Below are 17,948 nucleotides of genomic sequence, written 5' to 3' on the forward strand. Positions count from 1 at the left end.
TGTCTCCACATCCACGTTTAAACATTCCTCACCTCTGGTTACAATTACCGCCCTCTCCCACTCTCCCAAGGAACCGCCATGTCCGGGCTTGAATTGTTCGCCGCCGCCCTGGGGGTGATCGCTGTCTGGCTGACGGTCAAACAAAACCCTTGGTGCTGGCCTATAGGCCTGGTCATGGTGTTGCTCTACACCTGGGTGTTCTTCGACGTAAAACTCTATTCCGACATGCTCCTGCAAGTGGTCTACGCCGCCCTGCAACTTTACGGCTGGTGGCAGTGGACCCGCGCCGGCGAGGTCAAGCAAGGCCGCCAGGTCAGCAGCCTCGGCGTACCCGCGATCATGAGCAGCCTGGCCATCGGCGCCGTCTTCAGCTTGCTGCTCGGCGCGGCCATGGCCCACTGGACCGACGCCGCCCAGCCGTGGCTCGACGCCGCCCTCACTGGCTTCAGCCTGGTGGCGCAAATGTGGATGGCGCAAAAACGCGTGCAATGCTGGCCGCTGTGGATCGCCGTGGACGTGATCTTCGTCGGCCTGTTCCTCTACAAAGGCCTGTACCTCACCGCCGCGCTTTACGCCCTGTTCACCGCGATCGCCGTGCAAGGCTGGCGTGAATGGCGCAGCGATCCGGCGTTGCACGCATGAAAGTGGTGGTACTGGCAGGCCCCGAATCCAGCGGTAAAAGCTGGCTGGCGGCTGAACTGCATGCACACTTTGGCGGGCTGATGGTTGGCGAATACGTGCGGTATTTCATCGACCATCATCAACGCGACACCACCCTGGCGGACATTCCGGCGATTGCCCGCGGCCAACTGGCCTGGGAAGACGCGGCCCGCGCCGAACAGCCCAACCTGCTGGTGCTCGATACTCACCTGTTGACCAACAAACTGTGGAGCCAGACGCTGTTCGGCGACTACCCCGCCTGGCTGGACGACGAACTCCTGGCCCGGCATTACGACCTGCACCTGTTGCTGTCCCCCGAGGACGTGGAATGGACCGCCGACGGCCAGCGCTGCCAACCGGAACTGGCTGATCGTCGGGCGTTTTTCCAGGCCAGCCTGGCGTGGATCGAACAGCACCAGCAGCCCGCCGTAATCATTGGCGGCCATTGGCAAGCGCGGCGTGCCAAGGCATTTGAAGCGGTGGCGCAGCTGCTGGCGTAAGGCCCAGTCCTGATTACCGACCATCGGGTCAACGCAGTCCATTTCCTTCGGCGCCAGTCAATCTTCTAAAGGAGATTGGCCTATGAACATGCGCATTGTTGCCCGCCTGATTAACTTGCCGGAAAACCGTGGCGTTCGCGTCACCGCGGCAAAGCATCCTGTCCTGCTGGTGCGTGTCGGCGATCGGGTGCGCGCCTTCCAGGCCGAGTGCCCGCACGCCGGCGCACCGCTGGAGGAAGGTGTGATCTGTAACGGGCGGATCATTTGCCCCTGGCACAAAGCCGCGTTTGCCGTGGACAGCGGCGCCGTGATCGAACCTCCGGCGCTGGTCGGGCTCAAGCAATACCCGGTGCAGGTGCACGATGGCGTGGTCAGTGTTGGCGACGAGCCCATGGCAGCCGAAGCCGCGCCGGCGCGGGATGAACAACGCTGCTTTGCGGTCATCGGCGCTGGCGCGGCAGGCACTGCCGCCGTGGCGACGTTGCATCAGCAAGGCTTCAGCGGGCGATTGCTGTGGATCGACCGTGAACAGGCTCCCGCCTACGACCGCACCGCCCTGAGCAAATTCGTGATCGCAGGCCAGATGACGCCCGAAGACACGCCGCCACTGCTGGATAAGCAGCCCATCGGCATTCACGGCGAAGTTCAGCGCCTGGACGCCAACGCCAAACGCATCGAACTCGCCGACGGTCGTCACTTTGACTATGACGCGGCACTGGTCGCCACCGGGGGCGAAGCGCAACTGCTGGACATCCCCGGCGCGGTATTGAGCCAAGTGTTTGTGCTGCGCAGCCGCGAGGATGCGGCGCGTATCAACGAAGCAGCTCAATCGGCAGCGTGCGCGGTGATTGTCGGCGACAGCTTTATCGGTCTGGAAGCCGCGTCCGCCTTGCGCCAACGTGGCCTGGTGGTGCAGGTGGTCAGCCGCCATGACATTCCTCTCGCCGCGCAATTGGGCAAGCGTATCGGTGCGGCCATTCGCCAATTGCACGAAGACAATGGCGTGATCTTCCACTGCAACACCGAGCCCGAACGCTTCGACGGTCACGGCGCAGTGAGTACCGTGCTGCTTAAAAACGGCAAGCGCCTGGCGGCAGACCTGGTCGTGATCGGCGTTGGCGTCACACCCGCCACCGGCTTTATCCACGGCGTAGACAAAGCCGAGGACCAGTCGCTGAACGCAGACACTCATTTACAGGTGGCGCCCGGGTTATGGGCGGCCGGCGACAACGTGACCTTTGACTGGCGTCAGCAGCCAACACGCATCGAGCACTGGCGCGTGGCCCAGCAGCTGGCCGTGCTGGCCGCGCGCAATATGCTCGGCGATACGCAGGTCTACGCCGACGTGCCTTTCTTCTGGACCTACCACTTCGGCAAAACCTTTGAAGTGCTCGGCCACCCGCAGCACTGGAATCGCCTGCACGTAGAGGGTGAGGTGAATCGTCACGACTTCATTGCCTTGCTGTGCCGGGATGATCACGTGGAAGCCGTGATTGCCTGCGAACATCAGCAAGCCATGGCGCGCCTGTCACAACGCATGCAGCACCCCTTGGGCAAGGCCGAGGCCTTGGCCATTATTCGCGCCGGTTAGCGCTTTTTGCGGGTGCTCAATTGAATCCACGTCGGCGCATGGTCGCTGGCGTGCGGCTCGTTGCGCACCCAGGCGTCCACGCCGGCATCTTTGAGGTAAGGCTTGAGCGCGGGATTGAGCAGCAGGTGATCGATACGCAGCCCGGAGTTGGTCTGCCAGTGCTGACGGAAGTAATCCCAGAAGGTGTAGACGCGCTCTTCGGGGTACAGATGACGCAGCGAATCGGTCCAACCCTGCTCCAGCAGACGCTGATAACACGCGCGGCTTTCGGGTTGCAGCAAAGCGTCCTTGAGCCAGGAGCGCGGGTTGTAGATGTCCACGTCGGTGGGCACCACGTTGAAATCCCCGGCCAGCAGCACCGGATGTTCGCTGGCTTGCAGCGCCTGGGCATAGGCGATCAGCCGTTCGAACCAGGCCAGCTTGTAGTCGAATTTAGGCCCTGGCTGCGGGTTGCCATTGGGCAGATACAGGCAGCCGACCAATACGCCATGCACCGCAGCCTCCAGGTAACGGCTTTGCGTGTCGCTGTCATCGCCCGGCAAACCGCGCCGGCTCTCCAGCGGCTGGGCATCGCGCGCCAAAATGGCCACGCCGTTCCACGAGGCCTGGCCCAGGCAAATCGCACCGTAGCCGGCCGCTTCGAAGTCGGTATAGGGAAACAGGCTTTGCGGCGCCTTGAGCTCTTGCAGGCAGACGATATCCGGCTGCTCGCGCTCAAGCCATTGCAGCAGGTTGGGCAGACGGGCACGGATGCCGTTGATATTGAAGGTGGCGATTTTCAGCGCTTTCATCGGTCCGGTCCTTTCAGGGCTCTTGGGATAGAGCCTGAAAGCCGCGCGGATGTTCAATCCAAACCACGCTCCAGGTTGGCATTCACGCGCAGCAATAACGCCAGCAGCGTCGCCTCTTCCTCAGCGCTGAAGCCCTGCAGCGGCACGCATGCATTCACGCACCGCGTCGGTTAGGGTGATCAAGCAGCTGCTGCGCCATGCTCGACTGCTCGGCAGCAGTGCAGGCCTATGAAAACCACATGTTCGAGCGTGTGATGCCGGCCGCCAGAGACAGCGCCGAAGGCGCCGCCACCCAGTTATCCCATGACAGCCTGGCGCTGTCCCTGGCCCACCTGCATCACCACCTCACGCCTCAGTAGCCCAGGGACAGGCCGGTATTGCGGCGCGGGTCGTTGGCCCCGTAGAAACGGTTGTTGCCCACCGGCTTGCCACCCAGGGACGGCGCGCCCACCAGGATTGCGGCCAGGTGGTTGGCATCCTGAGGCCCGGCAAACTTGTGGCCCCAACTCTCGAGGATTTTCTGCGTGTCGGGGCTCACCGCGAAGGTCTCGAGGTTGGTGGTCTCAGGCATCCACTGTTGATGGAAACGCGGCGCATCGACGGCTTCCTGGATGTTCATCTTGTAGTCGATGACATTCAGGATGGTCAGCAAGGTCGCGGTGATAATCCGGCTGCCCCCTGGCGTACCGACCACCATCACGGCCTTGCCGTCCTTGGTCACGATGGTCGGGCTCATCGACGACAGCGGCGCCTTGCCGGGTGCGATGGCGTTGGCTTCGCCCTGGACCAGGCCGTACATGTTCGGCACGCCGACCTTGACGGTGAAGTCGTCCATTTCATCGTTGAGGATCACCCCGGTCTTGCTCGCCATCACACCGGCACCGAACCAGTCGTTGAGGGTGTAGGTCACCGACACCGCGTTGCCCCACTTGTCGACGATGGAATAGTGCGTGGTGTTGTTGCCTTCATGCGGCGACACGCCCGGCTTGATCGCCTGGGAATCCCCGGCCTTCTGCGGTTCGATGGCAGCGCGCAGCTTGGCGGCGTAGTCCTTGTCCAGCAGGTGGGCAATCGGGTTCTTCACGAAGTCCGGGTCGCCGAGGTAGCTGTTACGGTCCACGTAGGCGTGGCGCATCGCTTCGATCTGGTAGTGGAGGCCTTGGGCCGAGTGATAGCCAAGGTCGGCCATCGGGTAGCCTTCGAGAATGTTCATGATCTGGCAGATCACCACGCCGCCCGAGCTCGGTGGCGGTGCCGAGACCACGTGGTAGCCACGGTAATCGCACTCGATGGGCGCCAGTTCGCGGGTCTTGTACTTGTCGAGGTCGGCCTGGGTGATGATGCCCTTGCCGGCCTGGCTGGAATCCACCAGGGCCTTGGCGACCCAACCTTTATAGAAGCCGTCGGTGCCCTTGGCGGAGATTTCCTTGAGGGTCTTGGCCAGGTCTTTCTGCACCAGTTTCTGGCCAACCTGCAGCGGTTGGCCGTTGTGCAGGAAGATCCCGCGCAGGTCTTTGTCCTTCTCGAACTCGCCGGTGGCGGTGTGCAGCAAGTCGACATCGCCCTGCTCCAGTTCGAAGCCGTTTTCCGCCAGCTTGATCGCCGGGGCAATCACTTGGGCGCGCTTTAGAGTGCCGTACTTGCTCAGCGCGGTTTCCATGCCGGACACGGTGCCGGGCACGCCGACCGCCAAGTGGCCCTTGGCGCTGAGGCCTTCGACGACCTTGCCGTCTTTGTCCAGGTACATGTCGGCGGTGGCCGCCAGGGGGGCTTTTTCGCGGAAGTCGAGGAAGGTCTTGCGCCCATCCGCCAGTTGCACGGTCATGAAGCCGCCGCCACCGAGGTTACCCGCCGCCGGGTACACCACCGCCAGCGCATAGCCCACGGCCACGGCCGCATCGACTGCGTTGCCGCCAGCCTTGAGCACATCCACCCCTACATGAGTGGCCAAATGCTGGGCGGTGACTACCATGCCGTTTTCACCGCCCACCGGGGCCTGGGAAGCGGCGTGCACACCGCTGACCGTCAGCACCAGAGCGGTGGCGATTAAGGTGCGGCTGAAGGGTTGGTATTTCATCCATGGCTACTCTAGTTATTGGGACGCACCAAAATAGCCCGACTCGGATCCAATCCCCAGCGCAATGGCGTTTTTATTACAGAACTTGTCGGTCACAGAACGGCCGCGAAAAAGCCCATGCTATATTTCGCGCCCAGACTGGCTGCAAGGCGCGTTGAGATGGTGATCAAGAAGACCGGTATTCGGGCTCAGCAGGCCGACCAGACACGCGCGCGCATCTTGCAGGCGGCGGTCAAGGTGTTCACCCGCGACGGTTATTCCGGCGGGCGCGTCGACACCATTTCCAAGGAAGCCGACTCCAACGACCGCATGCTTTATTACTATTTCGGCAGCAAGGAACACCTGTTCATCTGCGTGCTGGAACACATCTACGAGCAGTTCAACCAGGCCGAAAGCAAACTCAAGCTCAACCTGGAGGCGCCCGTGCAGGCGCTGCAGGACCTGGTGGCGTTTATCTGGAATTACTACGTCAAGCACCCCGAGTTTGTGGCGATTCTGAGCATCGAGAATCTGCACCAAGGCAAACACGCTCAACAGTCCGGGGAGATGCGCCGATTGTCGGGCGAAGCGGTTGGCGTGTTGAAACCGATCATTGAGGCCGGCCAGGCCCAGGGTGTGTTTCGCCAGGACATCGACCTCAAGCACGTGTACTTGATGATCGCTTCGCTTTGCTACTTCTATAACTCCAACCGCCATACCCTCAGTTCGTTTCTGGGTGAAGACCTGGCGGATAAGGGGCAGCAGCAGGATTGGCTGGGGTTTATCACTGATTTGGTGCTGAGGGGCGTCTCCCCAAGCTCACTGTAGAAACCGGCTCTAATCCCTGTGGGAGCTGGCTTGCCTGCGATGGCGATGTGTCAGGTAGTATTTTCGGTGCAGACACACCGCTATCGCAGGCAAGCCAGCTCCCACAGTTTTGACCGCATTGTGTCAATGAGTGCCCGGGTTAGCCCGCAAACGCGCCACCTTCTGCTCCAACCCCTTCCACTGCGGCGCATTCGGCGCAAATTGCCCACGCAAATAGGCGACCAAATCCGCCACCTGCGTATTCGACAAACTGTCCTTGAACCCCGGCATGTACCCCAGATCCTGGGTCGCCGGGTTGCTGATCCCTTGCAGAATCACCTTGATCAAATTGTCCGGTTGATCACTGTGCACATTGGTATTGGTCGCCAGTGACGGGCTGACCCCAAACAGCTTTGGCCCCAGGCCATCGGCGTGACAGGCCTTGCACGACCCTTCAAACACACGCCGGCCATTGGGATTGGGCACCGTCGCTGCCGCCACGGTTTGCGCCTCAGCCGTCGCCTCGCCCTTGAGCGACGCCAGGTACACCGCCATCGCGCGAATGTCGGCCTTGGGCAACTTCGCCAACTCACTCACCACCGGCCCCATCGGGCCCGCCGCCACGCCATGGGCGTCGGAATAGCCGGTGCTGAGGTAGGTGAACAATTGATCTTCGGTCCATGGCGTCGGTGCTTTGGACACACCGTTCAGTGCCGGCGCCTCCCAGCCATCGACGTTGCCGCCGGCCAGGAAGGCGTTGCCGCCCTTCTCGGCGCCCATCAGGTTGCGCGGCGAATGGCACGCCGCACAGTGCCCCAGACCATTGACCAGATAATTGCCGCGATTCCATTGCTCGCCGCGCTCCGGTTGCAGCGTGATTTCACCGCGCCGTAGATTCAGCGCATTCCACCCCGCCATCAACGGCCGGATATTGAACGGAAAGCGCATGGCATTCGGCGTCGGCGCTTGGCTCACTGGCGCTTGCGACATCAGGTAGGCATACAGCGCCTGCATGTCCGCCTCATTGATATTGCGAAACGCCGTATAGGGAAACGCCGGGTACAAATTGCGCCCGTCACGGCCAATGCCCTCACGCATCGCCCGCTCGAATGCCGGGTACGACCAGGCACCGATGCCGGTGTTCACATCCGGGGTGATATTGCTGCTGTACAGGGTGCCGAAGGGCGTCTCCATCGCCAACCCACCGGCATTGGTCGCGCCGCCCGGTGCCGTATGGCACACCGCGCAATCGCCCACCGCCGCCAGCAAACGCCCGCGCTCCAGGGTGGCCTTGGACCACGTGCCGGCGCTGGGCGGGGCGATCGGTGCGATCGCGCCGTGAAACGGCCAGGCCGTGGCCATCACGGCGCCCAGCGTCGCAAACAGCGCGCCGAACCACCATTTTTTGCGTTTCTGTGGCGACGTGGCAGGCTCGCCGAGGGTGCCGGCATTCAGCGCTGCCAACACCCGCTCGGGGGTGATCGGCAACTCACGAAAACGAATGCCGGTGGCGTCATAGATCGCATTGGCAATCGCCGCCGCGCTGGGCACCGAGGCCGACTCACCGGCGCCCATCGGCGGCTGGTCCTGGCGCGGCATCATCAGCACGTCGATCTGCGGCACTTCAGGGAAGGTCAGGATCGGGTAACCGCCCCACTCCTTGCTGGCCACCGTCGATTCCTTAAAGGTCACCCGCTCCTTCAACACGCGGCTGGTGGACTGGATCACATTGCCGTGGATCTGATGCTGCACACCCGCCGGGTTGATCATCATCCCCGAGTCGTGGCCGATCACCACCCGCGTCACCGACACGTCGCCGGTGTGTTTGTCGACGGCCACATCCGCCACCCAGGCGGCCCACGCCGCGCCAAAACCGGGGAATTTACTGTGGATGTAGCGCGCGTAAGCAAACCCACGGCCCCGCAACAGATGGTCGTCGTTGGCGGTTTGCATGGGCGCGGTGCGCGGTGACCAGTTGGCGCGTTCGGCGGTGGATTTGACCAGGTCGATGGCGCGCTCGTCCTTGAGGTAGCGCAGGCGGTACTCCACCGGATCGACACCGGCGGCAAATGCCAGCTCGTCGATATAGGATTCGTGGGCAAAGGTATTGGGCAATGCCGACACGCCGCGCATCCATGAGGCGCGCACGATGGGCGCCATGTCGTTGATGGTCACCCGCATGTTTTCGATGTGATACGGCGGGATCGAGGTGCGGTCGCCCATTTCGAACATCGCCGCCACGGGCTCGACGCGGCCGGTCAGCAACAGCGCCAGGGTCGGCGCGCCATTGGAGGGGTAGCTGGTTTCAAAATCGTACGCGGCAATGCTGCCGTCGGCGTTGAGGCCGCCGTCCACGTCCATCAACTGCGCCGTGCCCTTGGGCTCCCACAGGTGTTCCTGCTCGCGGGTCAGTTGCACGCGCACCGGTTTGTCCACCGCGCGCGACAACAGCAACGCGTCGGCGCAGACGTCATCGGCGCAGTTGCGCCCATAGCAACCGGCGGCTTCCAGGCGAATCACGTCGATCAGCGCTTCATCACAGTCCAGCAACCAGGCCAGGTCGGCGCGCAGCAAATGCGGGTTCTGGCTGCCCGACCACACGCGACTGCCCGCGGCCTGATAGTCGGCCACGGCGCACGACGGGCCGATTGAGCCGTGCATTTGATAGGGCCACAGGTAACTGCGCGGCATCCGCTGGCTGGCGCCCGCCAGGGCTGTATCGACATCGCCCTGATCGAGCACCGTGCGGCGTACCCGCGGGTTGTCACGGATCGCCTGCTCGACATCGCTCATGTCCGGCAAGGCGTTATTCCAGGGCTTCCACTGCACCTGCAACTCATGGGCGGCCTTGATCGCCTGCTCTTCGCGCAACGCGACCACGCCCACAAAATCGCGGATCACCACCACCGCAACAATGCCGGGGATATGTGCGATGGACGCCTCATCCACACTCAGCAGGCTATTGCCGACAAAATCCCCGCAGTCCAGACCGGCATACGGCGGGCGCACGACGCGGCCGTGCAGCATGCCCGGCACGCGCATGTCGTGCACGTAGGTCAGCTCGCCCGTGGCCTTGCCGGGAATATCCACACGCGCGGCGCCCTTGCCCACCAAGCGGTAATTCTCGATGGCTTTCAAGGGCGCATCGCCGCTGATGCGTAACTGGTCATGCTGGCCGCTGACCAACTCGCCGTAAGTGGTGGCGCGCCCGTCTGCCGCCTGGATGACGCCCGCTTCGACCTTGAGGCTGGCGGTGCTCACGCCCCAGCGCCCCGCCGCCCGCGCCAGCAAAAAACGTCGTGCTTCGGCGGCAGCGTTGCGCAGCGGGATCGCCGAAATCTGCAAGGTCGCGCTGGCAATCGTCGCGCCCTGGTTCGGCACGCGCTCGGTGTCGCCCAGCACCATGGTGACCTGGTCCATCGTCAGGTCGAGTTCTTCGGCGACGATCTGCGCCAGCGAGGTGCGAATGCCGGTGCCCAGGTCCACATGGCCGTTAAACGCATAAACCAGGCCGTCATCGTTGACCGCGATAAACAGCCCCAGCTCTTTGGGTTTCACGGTCGGCGTGCCGCCCTTGGCCACCGGGCCGGAGGGCGGCAGTACATCGTCGACGATCAACAAGACGCCCGTCTTGGTCAGCCACTGGTCACGGGAAAGTGGGCTATCGGTCATGGTCGGCCATCCACGGTCAAGAGGTGAGCAGCACGCAATACGGCGCGCAGGATTTCGATATGGGTGCCGCAGCGGCAGAGGTTGCCCGAGAGTTCGTTGCGGATCTGGGCTTCGCTGGGGTTGGGATTGCGGTCGAGCAAGGCCTTGGCCGTCATGATCATGCCGTTGAGGCAGTAGCCGCATTGCGCGGCTTGCTCGTCGATAAACGCTTGCTGCACCGGGTGCGGCGCCTGGCGTGTGCCGAGGCCTTCGAGGGTGACGATTTCACGCCCTGCCGCGCCCGCCAGCGGGAACACGCATGAACGTGCCGCAACACCGTCGATGATCACCGTGCAGGCGCCGCACTCGCCCAGGCCGCAGCCGTACTTGGGGCCGTTGAGTGCCAGGTCATTGCGCAGCACCAGCAACAGCGGCGTGTCCGCCATGGCGCTGACTTCGCGGGTGTGGCCATTGACCTCAAGGGCAACCGTGATGGAGGGACTGATCATTCGCTTCGCCTGTGTCAGTTGGTGAAGTAGCCACTACACGAAACAGTCAAAAAAAAGCATCGCGGACCTGGGGTCTCGCGACACACTTGAATCGTGAAGTGGCTACTACATCAACACCGAGCAAAAACGATGCCAAGGGGTTGGGATTATCCTGACGTATGCAGGTTTATGGTGGTTGTGGCGAGCGGGCTTGCCCCGCGTTGGGGCGCGAAGCGGCCCCTCGTCCAGGCGATGGGGTTATTCAGGTAAAGCTCATGGCGGGTTTGGGGGCTGCTGCGCAGCCCAACGCGGGGCAAGCCCGCTCGCCACAACAAGCCCACTATTCCTGCGGGTCGTCGATCATTTTGCGCAGCAGGAACAACACCGCCACCCGTTCCGCCGGGTTGAGGTTGCTCAGGGTCAGTTCGCTGATCTGCGCGGCGCGCGGCGCGGTTTGCGCGACCAGGTCGGCGCCTGCGGCAGACAGGTCCACCACCACCTTGCGCTTGTCTTGCGGGTCCGGCTCCAGCGTGATCAGTTCCTTGGCCTTGAGCCGCTCGACAATGCCGCGAATGGTCGCCTGGTCAACGGCCGTGGCCTTGACCAGTTCGGTGAGGGAACTTGCACCCTGATCGCGCAGTGCACACAAGGTGACGAACTGCACGGCGGTGAGCTGGGAGTCGCCGACATTCTGCTGAAAGATCGCCAGGTGGCGCTGGTAGGCCTTGCGCAGCAGGTGGCCAACTTGTTCAGAGAAAACGTAGGAATCAGGCACGGCGGGCTCGGTGGGTGATTGGCGATGGGGAGGCATGATGGCTGGCTTACCGGATCGACTCAAGTTTCTCATTGAGGAAACACGGTTAGAACTGTGGGAGCGGGCCCGCTCCCACATTAGGATCTTCAGCGGGCCAGAGAGGCTGCTGGGGCGACTACGTCACCGGCGATAACCACCGCCTCGTCATCCAGGTACACATCGCAATGACGCAGCGGAATGTCCATGTGGCACGGCGTCTTGCGCGTGCCGCCCACTTCGGTATTCGGCCCGGTGGAGAACAGGAAGTTGCCATAGAACGCCCGCGCGTCCATGCACATGCCATCGTTCTTGTCATGCAAACCCATGGCGGTCCACTGCGCTTTTGGCTGCAAGCCCCAGCCAATGTGGGAGATGCCGTACACCTCCGGATCGTTGAAGTACTTCATGTAATCACGCAGGTACTCGGCCTCGAAACCACCGTGGATACTGGTGATAAAGCCCTTCTCGATTTCCAGCGTGATCTTCTCGCGGGTGTAGGTCTTGAATGGCAGGAGGATGTCACCGACGTCCAGCACCAGCACGCCCTCGGCGGTTTCCTCGTTGGGCCAGGAGAACAGGAAGCCGCTGGGCCAGTGGTCCCAGCGCCCAGGCTCATCGGCAAAACCGTATTCGGTCACCGCCGGGTACTGCCCCAAGGCAGCGCGGAAATCACTGCCGGCGCGGGATTTGACGTGAATCGAACGCGCCTTTTTCAGTAATTGCTCGGCCGCCAGCACACGCACCTTGTCTTCTTCGGTGGGCAGCATGCGCGCCAGCACTTGCGGCGGTTCCACGGCCAGCAGGATGCGCGTGCCGGTCTTGAGGATCTGCTCCTGTTCCGGCGAATGCAGCAGCATCATCGTGTCAACCACCAGGTCGGCGGCTTCCAGCGCACGCTGGGCGGCGATGTTGCCGGTGAGCGCGGTGTCGCCGCAGTAGGCGGTCATGTCATTGCCCATTGCCCGCGGGTGATTGAACGACGGCAGCTCCACCGCATACACCTTGGCCCCCAGGCGCTGCGCCGCCTCCATCGCCGCGCGCACGGTGCGTGCGTCGGAGTAATGACTCTTGAGCACGGCAACGCTCTGGGTCGGGTCGACCTTCGACAGCTTCAGCACGTGTTCAAACATCTGGGTCAGTTCGCAATCGCTTACCGGCATTTTCCTGTCTCCTGTGGGGCTGCACCAAGTTCAAGCACCGCGCTTCACTCTAATGCACTTTTATAGCGTATACGCCAATTAATAACGATAAGACCTGAATTGAAAGCGGACTGCAAGCGGCGCGCCAAAACGTTACCTATCGAAACAAACCCAGCAATTATTGGGAATATCGCATTACACAGGTTCAGCTAGGCCAAAAAATAAATTTGCAGAAGCGGGCTTCCCATTTTAAAAAATGAGCGTATACACTTTAAAAACCTTGCGGACAAATGCCGCCGACAATCAAAAAACAGAGGATCACGCCCCATGGGAAGCACACAAAAAATCGCCATCGTCGGTGCCGGCCTGGGCGGCGCCGCCGCAGCTACCCTGTTGCAGCAGGCCGGTTTTGACGTGGACGTCTACGAGCAGGCGCCGGAGTTTTCCCGGTTGGGCGCGGGGATCCACATGGGCCCCAACATCATGAAAATCTTCCGCCGCATGGGCATCGAACAGCAGCTGGACCTGATGGGCTCGCACCCAGAGCATTGGTTCAGCCGTTGCGGCGAAACCGGCGACTACCTCTCGCGCATCCCGCTCACCGGCTACGGCGCCTCGTATGTCACCGTGCACCGCGGCGACCTGCACGCCCTGCAGATGTCCACCCTCAAGCCCGGCACCCTGCATTTCAACAAGCGCCTGGAAACCCTCGAAGAAACCGACACCCAAGTGCGCCTGACCTTCGCCGATGGCGAAGTGACCTATGCCGACATCGTGATCGGCGCCGACGGCATCAACTCGAAAATTCGTGAAGAACTGCTCGGCGTGGAAAAACCGCTGTACAGCGGCTGGGTCGCGCACCGCGCATTGATCCGTGGCGACCAGTTGGCCAAGTACGACCTTACGTTCGAAGACTGCATCAAGTGGTGGACCGAAGACCGCCACATGATGGTGTATTACACCACCGGCAAACGCGACGAGTACTACTACGTCACTGGCGTGCCGCATGCTGAATGGGACTTTCAGGGCGCATTCGTGGACAGCAGCCGCGAAGAGATGTTCGAAGCGTTCAAGGGCTACCACCCCACCGTGCAGGCCCTGATCGAGTCCACCGAAAGCGTGACCAAATGGCCGCTGCGCAATCGCAACCCGCTGCCGCTGTGGAGCCGAGGTCGCCTGGTGCTGCTCGGTGACGCCTGCCACCCAATGAAGCCGCACATGGCCCAGGGCGCCGGCATGGCCATCGAAGACGCCGCCATGCTCACCCGTTGCCTGCAGGAAACCGGCATCAGCGACTACCGCACCGCGTTCCAGCTCTACGAAGCCAACCGCAAGGAACGCGCCTCCCGCGTGCAGGCGGTGTCCAACGCCAACACGTGGTTGCGCACCCAGGAAGACCCGGATTGGGTGTACGGCTATGACCTGTACGCGCAGCCACTGAAATCGGGGGTGGCCGCGTGAGCACCTTTCTCTATGGCGGCAACGTCCAGGCCAACGGCATTCGCCAGCACTACCTGCGCTACGGCGGCAACGGCCCGGCGCTGATTTTGATTCCGGGCATCACCAGCCCGGCGATTACCTGGGGGTTTGTGGCCGAACGCCTTGGCGCACAGTTCGACACGTACGTGCTGGATGTACGCGGGCGCGGCTTGTCGTTCACCGGACCCGAGCTGGACTACAGCGCCGACACCTGCAGCGATGACATTGGTGCATTCGCCGATGCACTGAATCTGGACCGTTACCACCTGGTCGGCCACTCCATGGGCGCGCGCTTTGCCGTGCGCAGTGCGGTCAAGCATCCGCAAGGCGTAAACCGTGTGGTGCTGATCGACCCACCAGTGTCCGGCCCCGGTCGTCGTGAATACCCGAGCAAATTGCCGTGGTACGTCGATTCGATCCGCCAATCCCTGGTTGGGATGGATGCACAGGCCATGCGCGCCTTCTGCGCCACCTGGACACCCGAGCAACTGCAACTGCGCGCCGAATGGCTGCACACCTGCTTTGAGCCTGCCATCGTGCGCGCCTTCAATGACTTTCACACGGTGGACTTCCATCAGGACCTGCCCCACCTCAAGGCCCCTGCCCTGTTGATGGTGGCCGGGCGCGGCGGCGTGATCCTCGATGAAGACATCGCCGAAATCCAGGACCTGCAACCGGCCATTCAGGTCGTTCGCGTACCCAACGCCGGGCACATGATTCCGTGGGATGACCTCGAGGGCTTCTTCGACGCGCTCGGCGATTTCCTCACCCACTAAGAACGGAGACCACCATGCACAAGCCTTACCGCATCGGCCAGATCGTGCCGAGTTCCAACACCACCATGGAAACCGAGATCCCGGCGATGCTCAACGCGCGCCAGGCGATCCGCCCGGAGCGTTTTACCTTCCACTCCAGCCGCATGCGCATGAAGCAGGTGCGCAAGGAAGAACTGGCGGCAATGGACGGCGAGTCCGACCGCTGCGCCATCGAGCTGTCGGACGCCAAGGTGGATGTGCTGGGTTATGCCTGCCTGGTGGCGATCATGGCCATGGGCTTGGGTTATCACCGCAAATCCGAGCAGCGCCTGCGCCAAGCCACTGCCGATAACGACGCCAATGCCCCGGTGATCACCAGCGCCGGCGCACTGATCGAAGGCCTCAACGTCATGGGTGCCAAACGCATCGCCATCGTCGCGCCGTACATGAAGCCGCTGACCGAACTGGTGGTGAATTACATCCGCGAAGAAGGCTTTGAGGTGGTGGACTGGCGGGCGCTGGAAATCCCCGACAACCTCCAAGTTGCGCGCCACGACCCGGCCAACCTGCCGGCCATCGTCGCGGGCATGAACCTGGAAGGCGTCGATGTGATCGTGCTCTCGGCCTGCGTGCAGATGCAGTCGTTGCCAGTGGTCGCCAAGGTCGAGGCACAAACCGGCAAACCGGTGCTCACCGCTGCCATCGCCACTACTTACGCGATGCTCAAGGCGCTGGATTTGGAGCCAATCGTGCCCGGTGCCGGCGCCCTGCTCTCCGGCGCTTATTGACTCACCGCGAGCGGGCGTCCTGTGGCGAGCGGGCTTGTCGTGGCGAGCGGGCTTGTCCCGCGTTGGGGCGCGAAGCGGCCCCTCGTCCAGGCAATGGGATTCGTCAGGCAAACCGCAGGCAGGTTTTGGGGCCGCTTCGCAGCCCAACGCGGGGCAAGCCCGCTCGCCACACATAGAGAATGAGGTGAAAAACAAATGAGCGAACAATCTGCCGACGCCAACTACCAAGGCGTCTGGGGCAACCGCATCGGCTTCGGCAAAAAGGCCGCGCTGCTGATGATCGACTTCATGCAGGGCTACACCACTGAAGGCGCGCCACTGTTCGCGCCAGGCGTGGTCTCAGCCGTGGCCGAAAGCGTCGAGTTGCTGGCCAGTGCGCGCCAGCATGGGATTGCGGTGGTGCACACCAATATCCGCTACCATCGCGGCCATTTCGCCGATGGCGGCATCTGGGTCAAGAAAGCCCCGGTGATGAAAGACATGGTCGAGGGCAACCCACTGGCGGCGTTCTGCGCCGAGGTGCTGCCCCAGGACGATGAAGTGGTGATCACCAAGCAGTACGCCAGCGCGTTTTTCGGCAGCAGCCTGGCCCCGATGCTGCACGCTCAAGGCATCGACACCGTGGTACTCGCCGGCTGCTCCACCAGCGGCTGCATTCGCGCCACGGCGGTGGATGCGGTGCAACACGGGTTTCGCACCATCGTCGTGCGCGAATGCGTCGGCGACCGACACCCGGCGCCCCACGAAGCCAACCTGTTCGACATCGACAGCAAGTATGGCGATGTGGTGAGCAAGCAGGAGGCGATGAGCAAGTTCAGGGAGCAATAACGATTGACCAGGAACCACGACAAAGAGCGTGGTCCGGAAAAAAACTGAGCGTCTCCCACTTTGGAATGCAATCGAATGTGGGAGCGGGCTTGCTCGCGAATGCGATCTGTCAGTCAAAAATGTACTGACTGATCCACCGCTTTCGCGAGCAAGCCCGCTCCCACACTTGATCTCCTCCAGCAGGGAAATCTCAGTCTTCTGACACTGCCTTTGGAAGTCGCTTTTACAGCACTCCGAAGTGCTGGAACAAAAGCGGCTGTATAAAAACCATAAGTCACCGCCAGGAGACACCCCAATGCCCATTGCGAATGCAGCGCCCGCGACCACCGTCGTCGACCCCGTCACCACGCTCTACCACAAGATCACCTGGAAGCTGATTCCGTTTCTGTGTTTCTGCTACCTGGCCGCTTATCTGGACCGCATCAACATCGGCTTCGCCAAACTGCAGATGCTCGACCAGCTGCACTTCAGCGAAACCGCGTTCGGCCTTGGCGCCGGCTTGTTTTTTGTCGGCTACATCATCTTTGAAGTGCCCAGCAACCTGGTGCTGGAACGGGTCGGCGCGAAGATCTGGATCGCGCGCATCATGATCACCTGGGGCCTGCTCTCGGCCTGCACCATGCTGGTCACCTCCACCACGCAGTTCTACATCCTGCGCTTTCTGCTCGGCGCCGCCGAAGCCGGGTTTTTGCCGGGTGTGTTGTATTACCTGACCACCTGGTTTCCGACGCATCGGCGCGGCCGCATCATCGCGCTGTTCATGATCGGCCTGCCGCTGTCCAGCGTGATCGGCGGCCCGTTGTCCGGCTGGATCATGGGCCACTTCGACAACCTGGGCGGCCTGCGCGGCTGGCAGTGGCTGTTCCTGATCGAAGCGGTGCCCAGCGTTTTGCTCGGCGTGCTGACCTTCTGGGCGCTGCCCAATACTTTCCAGCAAGCCAAATGGCTGTCGGACGACGAAAAGGCCCTGCTCGAAAGTGAGCTGCGCAAGGACGAAGCCGACGCCACCGGCAGCAAGCACAGCTTCCGCGACGGCTTCTTCAACCTCAAAGTGTGGATGCTCGGCGGTATCGACTTCTCGATCCTGCTCAGCGCCTACGCCATGGGTTTCTGGATGCCGACGTTCATCCGCAACGCCGGGATTACCGACACCTTCCACATCGGCCTGCTGACCGCATTACCCAGCGTGGCGGCGTTGCTCGGCATGCTGCTGATCGGCGCCAGCTCCGACAAACACCGTGAACGTCGCTGGCACATCATCGTGCCGTTTTTCATCGGCGCGGCGGCGATGGCCACCAGCACATTCTTTACCCATAACGTGGTGGCCACGGTGGTGCTGTTCGCCATCGCCTCGGCCGCGATCATCGGCGCCGTGCCGGTGTTTTTCAGCCTGCCGGCAACCTTTCTCAAAGGCACCGCAGCAGCCACCGGCTTTGCCCTCGCCTGCTCGGTGGCGAACATCGCCGGCCTGGTAAGCAACTCGCTGATGGGCGTGGCCATCGACGTCACCGGTAGCAGCGCGGGCGCCTTGTGGTTTTTCGCCGGCTGCCTGATTCTCAGCAGCTTCCTGGTCATCGCCCTGCCGGCGAAACTGGTGAACCGTTAACAACAACAATTTCTGC

16 protein-coding genes are annotated in these 17,948 nt (G+C 62.3%); 10 read left to right on the forward strand and 6 right to left on the reverse strand.

What is annotated here, in order from left to right:
• The first annotated feature begins 78 nt into the window (after window positions 1-78).
• The 3 genes from pnuC (at window position 79) to ACM530_RS26575 (ending at window position 2,751) form a co-directional block, all read left to right on the forward strand.
• The gene (gene pnuC / locus ACM530_RS26565) at window positions 79-642 is read left to right on the forward strand and encodes a nicotinamide riboside transporter PnuC (protein ID WP_262206463.1); all 564 of its coding nucleotides are present in this window, start codon (window positions 79-81) and stop codon (window positions 640-642) included.
• Window positions 639-1,160, forward strand: coding sequence for an AAA family ATPase (locus ACM530_RS26570; protein ID WP_145161200.1), 522 nt, complete (start codon window positions 639-641; stop codon window positions 1,158-1,160). The genes pnuC and ACM530_RS26570 overlap by 4 nt, the downstream gene beginning before the upstream one ends.
• Window positions 1,161-1,242: 82 nt before the next feature.
• Window positions 1,243-2,751 (forward strand): FAD-dependent oxidoreductase, encoded by a 1,509-nt coding sequence (locus tag ACM530_RS26575; protein ID WP_416363577.1) that lies wholly within the window; start codon window positions 1,243-1,245, stop codon window positions 2,749-2,751.
• Here the strand turns inward: ACM530_RS26575 and xth are convergent.
• Entirely contained in the window at window positions 2,748-3,542 is a 795-nt protein-coding gene (xth, locus tag ACM530_RS26580; protein WP_416363578.1) for an exodeoxyribonuclease III, read from the reverse strand. The two genes, ACM530_RS26575 and xth, sit on opposite strands and share 4 nt — an antisense overlap.
• A gap of 197 nt (window positions 3,543-3,739) precedes the next feature.
• Here xth and ACM530_RS26585 point away from each other — a divergent pair, with 197 nt between their 5' ends.
• Window positions 3,740-3,901, forward strand: coding sequence for a hypothetical protein (locus ACM530_RS26585; protein ID WP_262206460.1), 162 nt, complete (start codon window positions 3,740-3,742; stop codon window positions 3,899-3,901).
• Here ACM530_RS26585 and ggt read toward each other — a convergent pair.
• Window positions 3,895-5,619: a gamma-glutamyltransferase gene (gene ggt, locus ACM530_RS26590; protein WP_416363579.1), complete on the reverse strand. Its 1,725-nt coding sequence runs from the start codon at window positions 5,617-5,619 to the stop codon at window positions 3,895-3,897. The two genes, ACM530_RS26585 and ggt, sit on opposite strands and share 7 nt — an antisense overlap.
• A gap of 159 nt (window positions 5,620-5,778) precedes the next feature.
• Between ggt and ACM530_RS26595 the strand changes: the two genes are divergently transcribed.
• Window positions 5,779-6,426 carry a TetR/AcrR family transcriptional regulator gene (locus tag ACM530_RS26595; protein ID WP_262206458.1) on the forward strand — a complete coding sequence of 216 codons (648 nt, stop codon included), beginning with the start codon at window positions 5,779-5,781 and terminating at the stop codon, window positions 6,424-6,426.
• 123 nt (window positions 6,427-6,549) lie between these two features.
• On the opposite strand, the gene ACM530_RS26600 is transcribed toward ACM530_RS26595, so the two are convergent.
• From ACM530_RS26600 to ACM530_RS26615, 4 genes are all read right to left on the reverse strand, one after another.
• A complete protein-coding gene (locus tag ACM530_RS26600) occupies window positions 6,550-10,077 on the reverse strand; it encodes a molybdopterin cofactor-binding domain-containing protein (RefSeq protein ID WP_416363580.1) in 3,528 nt (1,175 codons plus the stop codon).
• Window positions 10,074-10,565 (reverse strand): (2Fe-2S)-binding protein, encoded by a 492-nt coding sequence (locus ACM530_RS26605; protein WP_242197058.1) that lies wholly within the window; start codon window positions 10,563-10,565, stop codon window positions 10,074-10,076. Before ACM530_RS26605 ends, ACM530_RS26600 begins: the two co-directional genes overlap by 4 nt.
• A 319-nt stretch (window positions 10,566-10,884) precedes the next feature.
• On the reverse strand, window positions 10,885-11,319 hold the full coding sequence (locus ACM530_RS26610; protein ID WP_315975600.1) for a MarR family winged helix-turn-helix transcriptional regulator: 435 nt from the start codon (window positions 11,317-11,319) through the stop codon (window positions 10,885-10,887).
• A gap of 125 nt (window positions 11,320-11,444) precedes the next feature.
• Window positions 11,445-12,497: a 2,5-dihydroxypyridine 5,6-dioxygenase gene (locus ACM530_RS26615; RefSeq protein ID WP_416363581.1), complete on the reverse strand. Its 1,053-nt coding sequence runs from the start codon at window positions 12,495-12,497 to the stop codon at window positions 11,445-11,447.
• A 306-nt stretch (window positions 12,498-12,803) separates the two neighbouring features.
• Here ACM530_RS26615 and ACM530_RS26620 point away from each other — a divergent pair, with 306 nt between their 5' ends.
• The 5 genes from ACM530_RS26620 (at window position 12,804) to ACM530_RS26640 (ending at window position 17,932) form a co-directional block, all read left to right on the forward strand.
• The gene (locus tag ACM530_RS26620) at window positions 12,804-13,937 is read left to right on the forward strand and encodes an FAD-dependent monooxygenase (RefSeq protein ID WP_242197067.1); all 1,134 of its coding nucleotides are present in this window, start codon (window positions 12,804-12,806) and stop codon (window positions 13,935-13,937) included.
• Window positions 13,934-14,731, forward strand: coding sequence for an alpha/beta fold hydrolase (locus ACM530_RS26625; RefSeq protein WP_416363582.1), 798 nt, complete (start codon window positions 13,934-13,936; stop codon window positions 14,729-14,731). Before ACM530_RS26620 ends, ACM530_RS26625 begins: the two co-directional genes overlap by 4 nt.
• A gap of 14 nt (window positions 14,732-14,745) precedes the next feature.
• Window positions 14,746-15,498: an Asp/Glu racemase gene (locus ACM530_RS26630; RefSeq protein ID WP_145165612.1), complete on the forward strand. Its 753-nt coding sequence runs from the start codon at window positions 14,746-14,748 to the stop codon at window positions 15,496-15,498.
• Between the two features lie 195 nt (window positions 15,499-15,693).
• Window positions 15,694-16,326, forward strand: coding sequence for an N-carbamoylsarcosine amidohydrolase (locus ACM530_RS26635; RefSeq protein ID WP_416363583.1), 633 nt, complete (start codon window positions 15,694-15,696; stop codon window positions 16,324-16,326).
• A 295-nt stretch (window positions 16,327-16,621) separates the two neighbouring features.
• Complete coding sequence (locus tag ACM530_RS26640) at window positions 16,622-17,932, forward strand: MFS transporter (RefSeq protein ID WP_416363584.1); 1,311 nt, start codon at window positions 16,622-16,624, stop codon at window positions 17,930-17,932.
• The last annotated feature ends 16 nt before the right edge of the window (window positions 17,933-17,948 follow it).

Source organism: Pseudomonas sp. NFX183 (genome assembly GCF_047943075.1).
Classification (GTDB): domain Bacteria; phylum Pseudomonadota; class Gammaproteobacteria; order Pseudomonadales; family Pseudomonadaceae; genus Aquipseudomonas.

Coding starts and splice junctions, on each gene's coding strand:
- ACM530_RS26570 (WP_145161200.1), top strand. CDS start 639: ATGAAAGTGGTGGTACTGGCAGGCCCCGAATCCAGCGGTAAAAGCTGG.
- ACM530_RS26615 (WP_416363581.1), bottom strand. CDS start 12,497: ATGCCGGTAAGCGATTGCGAACTGACCCAGATGTTTGAACACGTGCTG.
- ACM530_RS26605 (WP_242197058.1), bottom strand. CDS start 10,565: ATGATCAGTCCCTCCATCACGGTTGCCCTTGAGGTCAATGGCCACACC.
- ACM530_RS26620 (WP_242197067.1), top strand. CDS start 12,804: ATGGGAAGCACACAAAAAATCGCCATCGTCGGTGCCGGCCTGGGCGGC.
- ACM530_RS26640 (WP_416363584.1), top strand. CDS start 16,622: ATGCCCATTGCGAATGCAGCGCCCGCGACCACCGTCGTCGACCCCGTC.
- ACM530_RS26630 (WP_145165612.1), top strand. CDS start 14,746: ATGCACAAGCCTTACCGCATCGGCCAGATCGTGCCGAGTTCCAACACC.
- ggt (WP_416363579.1), bottom strand. CDS start 5,619: ATGAAATACCAACCCTTCAGCCGCACCTTAATCGCCACCGCTCTGGTG.
- ACM530_RS26585 (WP_262206460.1), top strand. CDS start 3,740: ATGCTCGACTGCTCGGCAGCAGTGCAGGCCTATGAAAACCACATGTTC.
- ACM530_RS26575 (WP_416363577.1), top strand. CDS start 1,243: ATGAACATGCGCATTGTTGCCCGCCTGATTAACTTGCCGGAAAACCGT.
- pnuC (WP_262206463.1), top strand. CDS start 79: ATGTCCGGGCTTGAATTGTTCGCCGCCGCCCTGGGGGTGATCGCTGTC.
- xth (WP_416363578.1), bottom strand. CDS start 3,542: ATGAAAGCGCTGAAAATCGCCACCTTCAATATCAACGGCATCCGTGCC.
- ACM530_RS26635 (WP_416363583.1), top strand. CDS start 15,694: ATGAGCGAACAATCTGCCGACGCCAACTACCAAGGCGTCTGGGGCAAC.
- ACM530_RS26600 (WP_416363580.1), bottom strand. CDS start 10,077: ATGACCGATAGCCCACTTTCCCGTGACCAGTGGCTGACCAAGACGGGC.
- ACM530_RS26595 (WP_262206458.1), top strand. CDS start 5,779: ATGGTGATCAAGAAGACCGGTATTCGGGCTCAGCAGGCCGACCAGACA.